Raw genomic sequence first — 10,187 nt, forward strand, 5'->3', positions numbered from 1 at the left:
AAAGCGTCTGGAAGCACGCGACTTCAGTCGTGTGAGGATAAAGTTTTTAATTCACGATCTTGATTATGAAGAACTGACAGATTACAGGAAATTATATAAATATTTAAAGAAACGTCTGATTGATGGAAAAATGACATATATTTTCCTTGATGAAGTTCAGAATGTAACAGATTTTCCGAAAGTGCTGGACAGTCTTTATATTAAAAAAAACATAGATATTTATGTGACTGGTTCCAATGCATATATGTTGTCCAGTGAGATTGCAACTATGATTTCAGGAAGATATATTCAGATTGAAATGTTGCCGTTGTCTTTTAAGGAATATATGGAGAGTACTGGCAGTATGAATGACAGAGGAATCAAATATGCTGAGTATTTGCAGAACAGTTCATTTCCGTTTACACTGGAATTAAAAAATCAGCCAGATGAGATCAGAGATTATCTGGAAGGAATCTATAATACGATTGTTGTAAAGGATATTATAAACAGGAAAAAAATCACAGATACTATGATGCTTAAGAGTGTCTTAAGATTTGTGTTTGATAATATAGGAAATCCATTGTCATCAAAAAAAATTGCAGATACGATGACCTCAGAAGGGCGAAAAATTGATACAAAAACGGTGGAAAAATATCTGGAGGCTTTTAGCGAGAGTTATATTATATATCAGGCAAAACGTTATAATATAAAGGGAAAACAATATTTAAAAACTCTTGAAAAATATTATATAGTTGATATTGGAATGAGGTATATGCTTTTAGGATCGAGGCAGGCAGATGCAGGACATGTTCTGGAAAATATAGTCTATCTGGAATTGTTACGTCGAGGATATGATGTGTATGTTGGAAAAATCAATTCATATGAAGTGGATTTTGTGGCACAGAATAAAAAGGGAACAGTATATTTCCAGGTGGCACTGACTGTACAGGATGAAAATACACTTTTGAGAGAATTAAGACCATTACAGGCGATACGAGATCATTATCCAAAGATTATCTTAACAATGGATGAAGAACCAGAAGAACAATATGAGGGAATTCGACGTATTAATGCCAGAGACTGGTTATTGGGGATTGTAGACTGAGCAATGCAAATTAATTAGCACTCATCACTTGATAATGGAAGTTGATTTTTGTCCTGTCTTGTGTATCCCGGAAGTGCCTGTTTTACAGGCTTTCCGGGGCATCAGTCATTTTGTCTGGTATTGTAAAGCAGTGTCAGATTTGTCGTAAATGTCGTAAATTTGTGGTCAAAAAATGATGAGAAATGGAGAGTGCTAATAAAATGGAATTAACGTATACAAATGTAAATGGATATCTGATCCCGAATCTCACCTATAAATCCGGTGAGCAGATGGAGCAACTTGGCAAGTATGGTTTTCTTCGCAGAGATTATCTGAAAAACTATCGAAATTCAACCTATCAGGTGATGCTTTTACAGGATACCATTGGAGAGCATCTTCTGGAAGTGGACAAGGCAGCCAGAGAACGGGAAGAGGTAATACTGAAACAGTTAGAAGAAAAAGAACCATTGCCGGATAAAGAGAAAGATCAGATTGCCTGGGTAAGAGCTGCTAATCAACACAAAGCAATTGCAGAAGAGATTATTCTCAATGAATTGATTTATGTTTAAATGAAGGTGATGAGGTCGTGGATTGCGACCTCATTATTGTATGAAAAATAGCAGTAGGCAGAATGAGAAAAATAGGGAAAAATGGGAACATGGATTTTGGGAACTCATAAGAAATGATTGTGCGGTAAAGTAACTTGAAATGCCAGTCTGGCATTTCAAGTTATAGAGGAGATGGAATGGCGGATCAGAAAGTAAGAGAAATGGAACCAGTGGAAACACAAATAGTTGAAATCATGCCACCGGACGTTGAAAATCTGATTTATGTAGTAAGAAACAAACAAGTCATGGTGGATAGTGATCTGGCAATGCTTTATCAGGTAGAAACGGGAGCGTTAAACAGAGCCGTTAAAAGAAATATTGCCAGATTTCCAGAAGATTTTCGATTTCAGCTTACAAAAGATGAATATGAAAACTTGAAATGCCAATTTGGCATCTCAAATGGCAGTGGAACAGAAAATGGTTATGGTGGCAGACGTACATTACCGTATGTATTTACAGAGCAGGGAATATCCATGCTTGCAAGTGTATTGCATAGTGAGGTGGCAATTAATGTAAGTATAGGTATTATGCGTGCATTTGTAGAAATGCGACGGTTTATAGCCAACAATGCACTTTTGTTTGAAAGGATTAGTAACGTTGAGCTAAAACAACTGGAATATCAGAAAAAGACAGATGAAAAACTGGAACAGATTTTTGAGTACATATCAGATCATGAGGAGTCTAATCAAAAGATATTTTTTGATGGTCAGATATATGATGCATTCAGCTTATTGATAGGACTGATTCAGAAAGCAGAAATGGAAATTGTTCTGGTAGATGGATATGTGGATGTAGGAACATTAAATATTTTGTCAAAGAAGAAAGAAAATGTGGCGGTGACAGTTTATACACAGCAACGGACAAAATTATCTCAAACAGATGTAGATAACTTTAATGCACAGTATCCTAAACTGGATGTGAAGTACACAAGAGCATTTCATGATCGTTTTTTAATTCTTGATAAAACGAAAGCATATCATGTGGGTGCGTCTTTGAAGGATGCAGGTAAAAAATGTTTTGGAATTAATCTGATTGAAGATGCAGGTATTGTAAGAGATATTTTACAGAGATTGGAATTGGAAACAGAAGAATAGAAAAGTAAGTTATGCAGAAAGGCGTGAGTCATAAGAATATGGCTTGCGTCTTTTTCTGTCTGGAAAGGAAGTGGGGAGCATGGCACAGATTTTTCGTGTAGAGAGAACTAAGAATTTTACGGTAATGAGTAATCACCATTTCAAGAATAAGAATCTGACATTGAAAGCGAAAGGTCTATTATCGCTGATGTTAAGTTTGCCAGATGACTGGAATTACAATATGCAAGGACTGGCAACATTGAGCAGAGATGGGATTGATTCTGTTCGTTCTGCAATTAAGGAATTAGAGCATCATGGATATGTGGAACGTCATAGATTGCGTAATGAGTATGGCTTTTATGGCGATACCGAATATATTATCCGGGAAGTTCCATTAGGAGAAGAAAATGATTAAGTGGAGCAGAGAAGTGCCTAAGGGTGGATAGTCCAATTTTGGACAATCAGGTCATAGGAAATTTCTATCTCCGGACATCAGAAAATAGGAAAACCAGATATGGTAAATCCCATACTGGACAAACCGTTGCTATTAATAATCCATGTTATTAAATATGAATTATTAAAGAACTAGTATAATCCATTTTAATTGTCTTTATGTTTGAAGTATGGTATACTATTCCCATAATGAAAGGGGAATGATACGATGCCAAATACAGTAAAAGTGCTGAAGCTTACAACGGATGAAAAAAACTCTTTAGAGTGTCTTCTTCGATGTCCAACAACGGAAGCCAGAAAATATATCCGGGCAAAGATTTTGTTATTAAAAAGTGATTCTTATACCAATGAAGCCATTGCCGACAAGCTTGATATAACCGTTCCTACCGTCCGCTTATGTCTCCAGAAATATTTTGCTGGCGGTATTGATAATGCTTTAAACGATTGCAAAGGAAAAGGTCGCAAGCAGGAAATATCCGATGATGACATCACATGGGTGGTCAATAAAGCCTGCCAGAAGCCGCTGGATTACGGTTTTTCTGCTGAATTTTGGTATCCCGCCAGCTTTACTCGTTTTATACAGTCTATTGCTGTGAAGGAAGGGCATCCAAGGTTAGAACATGTTTCAGAATTTTCTCTCAGGAAAATTCTTGCCAATGCCAAAATCCGTCCTTTTAAAGTCACATATTACTGCGAAAAAAGGGATCCTGATTTCGATTCAAAGATGCACAATGTCCTTGTAATTTATAAGCAGGTTTCACTGCAGTTTGATAAAGACGGGAATCTGCTACCTTTTGAGGGAACCCCTGTCCATACGTTATCCTATGACGAGAAACCGGGAATACAAGCAATCGGCTCCACAACTCCAGATCTGCCGCCGATTAGTAATACAGAGAAAGGCAGCAGCTATATGCGGGATTATGAGTATATCCGCTATGGTACTATATCGTTACTGGCGGCGATAGATCTTCTTACAGGAGAGGCAATCCCACTGGTGAGTGATACCCACAAAAGTTCAGATTTTGTGGAGTTCCTAACACGGTTGGATGCAAAATATCCTGAAGGTGATAAAATACGTCTCATCCTTGACAACCATTCGGCACATACATCGCAGGAAACACAGCGATATTTAAATAACCATTTAGGAAGGTTTGAGTTTGTATTCACACCAACTCATGGTTTCTGGCTTAACTTGGTAGAAGGTTTTTTCAGCAAACTCACAAAGCAAATGCTTCAAGGTATACGTGTTGCTAGCAAGGAAGAACTGTCGGAGCGGATTTATAAATACTTTGATGAGATTAATCAGATTCCTATTCCATACCATGGGTCTTATAATCTCGATAGTATCGACCTAGCTACAGAGGATATTGACCAGATTGTGTATGAAGTTGTCAATGCCAAGGCGGCATCGGAAGAACTGAGTTGTAAACGTGCACCTAAGCCTATAAAACGCAGTCCTAAAAAGTCTGCCAAAACAGAAAACTAATTAAAACGGATTATACTAGTATTTTCACAGTTGCAAGGAATTGCGGAAATCTATAAAATTCATGGTTCTGTACAAAATCCAGAATCCATTGTCATTAACAAAGCAGATTATCAGAAATTTTATGACAAAGGAAAATATCTTGCCGCAAAATTGATGACGATTTTTATGGAATATCCGATTATTTTCATAGGTTACTCTATTTCAGATTCAGATATTCAGGCGATTCTTAGCGATGTTGTGGAATGTTTGCCATTGGATAAAATAGAAATTTTACAAAAAAGATTTATTTTTGTTGAATATAATCTGGATTTCATTGGAAGATGGTCGTATTGATGAAAATATGCTTGCACTTTCGATTGGTTTAACAACGACCGGTGTATATGGTTTAGCAAGAGCAGTAAATTCTGAACAATGGTATAGAAACATTATTTTACACGATTCGTTATATTCATGCGAGCAATTATTAGAATTTGTTTATCCAGAGCTTGCAAAACAAAATTCCTGGAAATTGCCGGTGTGGTATTATATTTCAAAATCTAATATGAAAAGCGAATTGGCAGAAGAAAAAGCCCCACATTCATATACTGAAATTGTCACAGAATCAACAATTAAACGTAATCGTTCTGCAATTGGAGAAAGAACAGCATGGGAAGTATGGACACAAGAAAAAGATAGTTTAATGAAGGCAATTCGTTTGCTTGGGTGTATGCCAGAAGAAAAAATAGATGTAAATCAGTATCGAAGTATTTTGCAAGCGATATTTACAGAGAACAACAATATTTTAAGTTCTTTAGATAGTCCGAATCGTAGTAATCTTCACAGAATGATTAGGATATATGATTTTCTGGAATATGGACAAAAAAAGACCCCGTGATTCAAGCATCTGCAAGCAGACACCATCACGGAGACCCCGGACAGCTGGAATACAGGCAACATAGCATCTGTAAACAGACACCATCACGGATGCACTATAAACCTATACTCATTATATGAGGTAAGCTATTTTTTGTCAACAACCAGATCTTGGATAAAGAAGGAAAGAGAACCATGATTATAGAAGAAATTTATGCAGGTGTAGCGATAAGTACCATATATTTGAAAGTACAGAGGGAAGATAATGCAGCATGGATACAGACAAAATAATACAAGATTTAAATCGCAGATTTGCTGTATTTCTGCCTGAGTTTTATCAGCGTCGTATCATTTTCTGGTACGATGAAGATAAGGAATTTGAGGATAAACTGGATGAAGTGGTTTTGGAAAATGCAAAGGTGATTGAGTTGACTGGGAATAATGTGTTTTGCCGGAATCTATATGAAGCTCGGAGAACTAATGAGTATGTTCAGTCTTAATGCCAATGACAGTCAGCGTGACCGTTCATGTGTATAAGGACGGTGCAATGGCCATTACCCAGAATCCGACACTTGCTCCAGCAGTACAGAAATCAAAGCATGAGCCGAAAGCACAGGAAACCGATGTCCGTGTCAGCTCTGATACAGTCAAGGACGCTACCGTTTTCTTGGAAACATTTTTTAATCTGTACCCGACAGCTGCGGAAAAGGAACTTGTCTATTATGTCAAAGACGGAGTGCTTGCTCCTGTTTCTGGCGACTATGTATTTTCAGAACTGGTAAACCCTGTCTTTACCAAAGATGGCGATAACCTCAAGGTCAGTGTGTCTGTGAAGTATCTGGATAATAAGTCGAAAATGACACAAATCTCACAGTATGAGCTTGTATTACATAAGAACGATAACTGTAAGATTGTAGAATAAATATTACAGCAGAATAGTATACAACAAAACAGAGTAATGTGGACATCCGTTTAGCACCGACCGTAGCGGAGCGAAGAACATTCAGATGCACAGATTACAATGAATGTCTACAATCATATTGCAGAGAAGTCTCACGTGGAAAATGAGATGTCTAAAATGAATCTGCCGGAAACTGTACCTGCTGTGGTATAAACCATAAGCCGTTGTCGTAAAATGTGGTAAGAAAATCAGACGAATATATTTTTCCAAGAATTTGTCGTAAAAATGTGGTCAAATCAAGAAAATTGAGTGCGAAAGAGAATGTTACGCCATGCACAGCGAGGGAATTTATTCCCTCGCTGTCGCCCTATAAAATAGCAAAAATAGACGCCCTTGCAAGTAAACTTGCAGGGCGTTATTTTTGCTATTTTGCATGGCTCGTAGCGTTCACAAATTCTTCACAAAAAATTAGCACTCACCTCTTGTTATTACAGCGTAGCTTTTGTCTTAGTTCATAGAGTGCCGTAAAGTGCTTATTTACAGGCTTTTTACGGGTTTTATGAATTTATCACATTTCATCAAAAATCGTCAATATACAAAAATTTGGTGTCAAAATTGGTGTCAAATAACCTTGATTTGAGATTTTGATGAGTAACACATCAGTAAAAAAATTGAATATTTTATAGACTATGGAACGCCTAAAATGACGTTCCTTTTCTATTTCCAGCCGTTCTTATTGGACGGCTATTTTATTACCAAAAATGAAAGGAGCATTAGATTTATGAAAAAGACATGGAAACGATTGTGTATGGGCTTCTTAGCTCTTGCAACTGTCGTTACTGCTTTACCGACTACACCCGTTCATGCAGAAAGCAAGCAATACTGGACGGAAAGTGCGGAGCGTGTCGGTATCATTGAAAAAGTAATGAATGACGGTTCTATCGGTTCGACATTCAATGAGGGCTATATGAAAGTCGAGGGCGAAACTGCCTATTGTATTGACATCAATACAGATTTTAAGAACGGCTACAAGACCAGAGCTGACGCAAGCTCACGCATGAGTGCCGACCAGATTTCAGATGTGGCGTTATCCTTAGGGTATGTCAAACAGTATGGCGAAACTCACAAGGAATTGAACTACAAGCAAGTCTATCTGTTGGAACAATGTGTGGTCTGGCAGAGATTAAGCGTACATCTTGGCTGGCAATGTGATAACGTGCGAGCTTCTTATGATGAAATACCAAAGGCTACGCAGGACGAAGTTTTCGCTGGTGCAAGAGCCTTTGTCAAAGAAAATAAAGGACGCTATGAATGTGGCGGTTATATCTACTCTGGCGAGGGGCAGGAATTAGGGCAATTCTGGGCGAAACTGAATGTCGGAAATGCGAAACTGCAAAAGACTTCCAGTAATACCAGCATTACAGACGGTAACGGGAATTACTCTATTGCAGGTGCAACCTATGGTGTCTTTTCTGATAAGGACTGCACGAAACAGCTTGCCACCCTTACGACTGATGAAAACGGAAATACAGATGTTGCAGAGGTAACGGCTGGCACAGTCTATATCAAGGAATTATCCGCACCAGCAGGATATAAAGTGGATAAAACTGTATATTCCTTAAAGGTTGAAGCTGGAAAGACAGCAACCTTGAAAGTATCAGATACACCAAAAGTAATAGACACTTTGATTGAGCTTTTCAAGATTGATATGGAAACACAGAAAGACAATCCGCAAGGGGACGCTTCTTTAGCAGGTGCGGAATTTACATGGAAGTATTATGCTGGCTTCTATAACAAAAACAACCTCCCTGCCGAAGTTACTCGTACATGGGTTACAAAGACAATCGCTGAAACAGACAGCGACGGAACAACCCACTACATCACAAAATTAGCGGACGCTTACAAGGTATCTGGCGACAACTTCTATATGCAGGGCGGTAAGGCGGTTCTTCCACTTGGGACACTAACCATTGAGGAAACAAAAGCTCCAAACGGCTACTTGTTGGACGGTGCATATATGCAGGCTGGCGATAAGTCCGAACAGATTAAGGGCTTATATGTAACACAGATTACCGAGGACGGAGACCTTGCCGTATTATCTGGAAGTAACCAGTTTTCCGTATCAGACAAGGTTATCCGTGGCGGTGTCAAAATTCAGAAACGAGATTTAGAAACGGGCGATACAAAGCCACAAGGAAGTGCCACTCTGAAAGATACTGTCTTTGACATCATTTCCTTAAATGATAATTCTGTTTTAGTTGAGGGCAAGCTATATAAGAAAAATGAAGTCGTAAAAACTATTCGTACAGATATTGAGGGTATCGCTTCTACTTCTTCTGACCTCTTACCTTATGGAAAATTCCGTATTGTTGAGAGTGAAGCTCCCGACGGTTACTTAACTGACGGTGCAAAACCGATTGATTTTACAATCACAGAAAATGGAAAAATCGTGGACTTAACAGAAAAAGCCCATTCTATTTATAATCAGATTAAGCGTGGAGATATTGAGGGCGTAAAAATCGGTGCAGGCACACATAAGCGTCTTGCTGATGTTCCCTTTAGGATCACAAGCAAGACAACGGGCGAAAATCATGTAGTGGTAACTGATGATAACGGGCAATTCTCCACTTCTGCCGACTGGGCTTCTCATAAGCACAATACAAACGCAGGCAAGACCAGTGAGGACGGTGTGTGGTTTGGGACTTCTGAACCAGACGACAGCAAGGGGGCATTACCTTATGATACCTATATCATTGAAGAATTACGCTCTGATAGTAACAAAGGCTTTGAACTTATCCCACCTTTTGAAATCGTGGTATCAAGAAATAACCTTGTGATTGATTTAGGAACGCTGACTGATGAATACGAAAAAGAAATCTCTATTCATACCACAGCGACCAGCAAAGACGGCGAAAAGACTATCCTTGCAGGAAAGGAGGTTACAATCGTTGATACTGTCAAATTAGACGGACTTACAAAAGGCACAAAATATCAGCTCAAAGGCTGGCAGATGTTAAAGGAAGAAAACGCCGAGCTTATCATTGACGGGAAACGTGTGGAAAATGATTATACCTTTGTCGCTGATGATGAAGAAATGAAAGTGGAAATTTCCTATACATTCAATGCGTCTGCTTTAGGTGGCAAAAACCTTGTTACCTTTGAAGAATTGTATGATTTAAGCAATCCAGACGAACCCGTAAAAGTTGCGGAACATAAAGACATTGAGGACGACGGGCAAACGGTACTTATCACAGAGCGTATCGTCAAAATTCATACGACTGCTACGGATAAGGACGGCAATAAAGAACTTGAAGCAGGAAAAGACGTTACAATCATTGATACCGTAACCTTAGAGGGCTTAGAAGTCGGTACACAGTACAAACTTGTGGGCTGGCAGATGTTGAAAGAAGAAAATGCAGAGCTTCTTATCAATGGAAAGCGTGTGGAAAGTGATTATATGTTTACCGCTGACAGCGAAACTATGAAAGTGGAAGTTGCCTTTACCTTTGACGCTACTTCCCTTGACGGCAAACAGCTTGTAACTTTTGAAGAATTATATGATTTGAGCAATCCAGACGAGCCGAAGAAAGTTACCGAGCATAAGGATATTGAGGATAAGGGACAGACGATTACTTTTAAGGAAAAGCCAGAAGAACCAGAGAAACCCGAAACACCACCGACACCGGAAAAGCCTAACAGACCTAGCGACAGTCCCAAAACGGGCGACAGTACAAATGTAATGGCATTTATC

At 38.7% G+C, this 10,187-nt stretch carries 9 protein-coding genes and 1 pseudogene; all 10 read left to right on the forward strand.

All coding sequences use genetic code 11. From position 1 onward, the window contains the following. Nucleotides 1-1,084, forward strand: a 1,084-nt coding sequence (locus tag LJE11_RS17795; RefSeq protein WP_227296340.1) for an ATP-binding protein, incomplete at its 5' end; no start/stop codon positions are given. 200 nt (nt 1,085-1,284) lie between these two features. After that, nucleotides 1,285-1,632, forward strand: coding sequence for a TnpV protein (locus LJE11_RS17800; protein ID WP_144136876.1), 348 nt, complete (start codon nt 1,285-1,287; stop codon nt 1,630-1,632). 176 nt (nt 1,633-1,808) lie between these two features. Beyond that, nucleotides 1,809-2,765 (forward strand): ORF6N domain-containing protein, encoded by a 957-nt coding sequence (locus LJE11_RS17805; protein ID WP_144136875.1) that lies wholly within the window; start codon nt 1,809-1,811, stop codon nt 2,763-2,765. 79 nt (nt 2,766-2,844) lie between these two features. Beyond that, nucleotides 2,845-3,159 carry a helix-turn-helix domain-containing protein gene (locus LJE11_RS17810; protein WP_019162573.1) on the forward strand — a complete coding sequence of 105 codons (315 nt, stop codon included), beginning with the start codon at nt 2,845-2,847 and terminating at the stop codon, nt 3,157-3,159. A gap of 246 nt (nt 3,160-3,405) precedes the next feature. Next, nucleotides 3,406-4,683: an IS630 family transposase gene (locus tag LJE11_RS17815; RefSeq protein ID WP_118338536.1), complete on the forward strand. Its 1,278-nt coding sequence runs from the start codon at nt 3,406-3,408 to the stop codon at nt 4,681-4,683. A 30-nt stretch (nt 4,684-4,713) separates the two neighbouring features. Then, entirely contained in the window at nt 4,714-5,016 is a 303-nt protein-coding gene (locus tag LJE11_RS17820; protein ID WP_182448119.1) for an SIR2 family NAD-dependent protein deacylase, read from the forward strand. Next, on the forward strand, nt 4,997-5,557 hold the full coding sequence (locus tag LJE11_RS17825) for a hypothetical protein (protein ID WP_182448118.1): 561 nt from the start codon (nt 4,997-4,999) through the stop codon (nt 5,555-5,557). Before LJE11_RS17820 ends, LJE11_RS17825 begins: the two co-directional genes overlap by 20 nt. Nucleotides 5,558-5,807: 250 nt before the next feature. Next, the gene (locus tag LJE11_RS17830; RefSeq protein WP_118573122.1) at nt 5,808-6,035 is read left to right on the forward strand and encodes a hypothetical protein; all 228 of its coding nucleotides are present in this window, start codon (nt 5,808-5,810) and stop codon (nt 6,033-6,035) included. Between the two features lie 8 nt (nt 6,036-6,043). Next, nucleotides 6,044-6,457: pseudogene (locus LJE11_RS17835) on the forward strand (conjugal transfer protein); the annotation flags it as partial. 760 nt (nt 6,458-7,217) lie between these two features. Further along, nucleotides 7,218-10,187, forward strand: a 2,970-nt coding sequence (locus LJE11_RS17840; RefSeq protein WP_227296342.1) for an SrtB-anchored collagen-binding adhesin, incomplete at its 3' end; no start/stop codon positions are given.

It is taken from the genome of Blautia sp. DFI.1.216 (genome assembly GCF_020594215.1).
GTDB lineage: Bacteria > Bacillota > Clostridia > Lachnospirales > Lachnospiraceae > Blautia_A > Blautia_A wexlerae.

What these genes read in the sequence shown, in the direction of transcription:
- LJE11_RS17810 (WP_019162573.1), top strand. Translation starts at nt 2,845, where the DNA reads ATGGCACAGATTTTTCGTGTAGAGAGAACTAAGAATTTTACGGTAATG.
- LJE11_RS17830 (WP_118573122.1), top strand. Translation starts at nt 5,808, where the DNA reads ATGGATACAGACAAAATAATACAAGATTTAAATCGCAGATTTGCTGTA.
- LJE11_RS17805 (WP_144136875.1), top strand. Translation starts at nt 1,809, where the DNA reads ATGGCGGATCAGAAAGTAAGAGAAATGGAACCAGTGGAAACACAAATA.
- LJE11_RS17815 (WP_118338536.1), top strand. Translation starts at nt 3,406, where the DNA reads ATGCCAAATACAGTAAAAGTGCTGAAGCTTACAACGGATGAAAAAAAC.
- LJE11_RS17800 (WP_144136876.1), top strand. Translation starts at nt 1,285, where the DNA reads ATGGAATTAACGTATACAAATGTAAATGGATATCTGATCCCGAATCTC.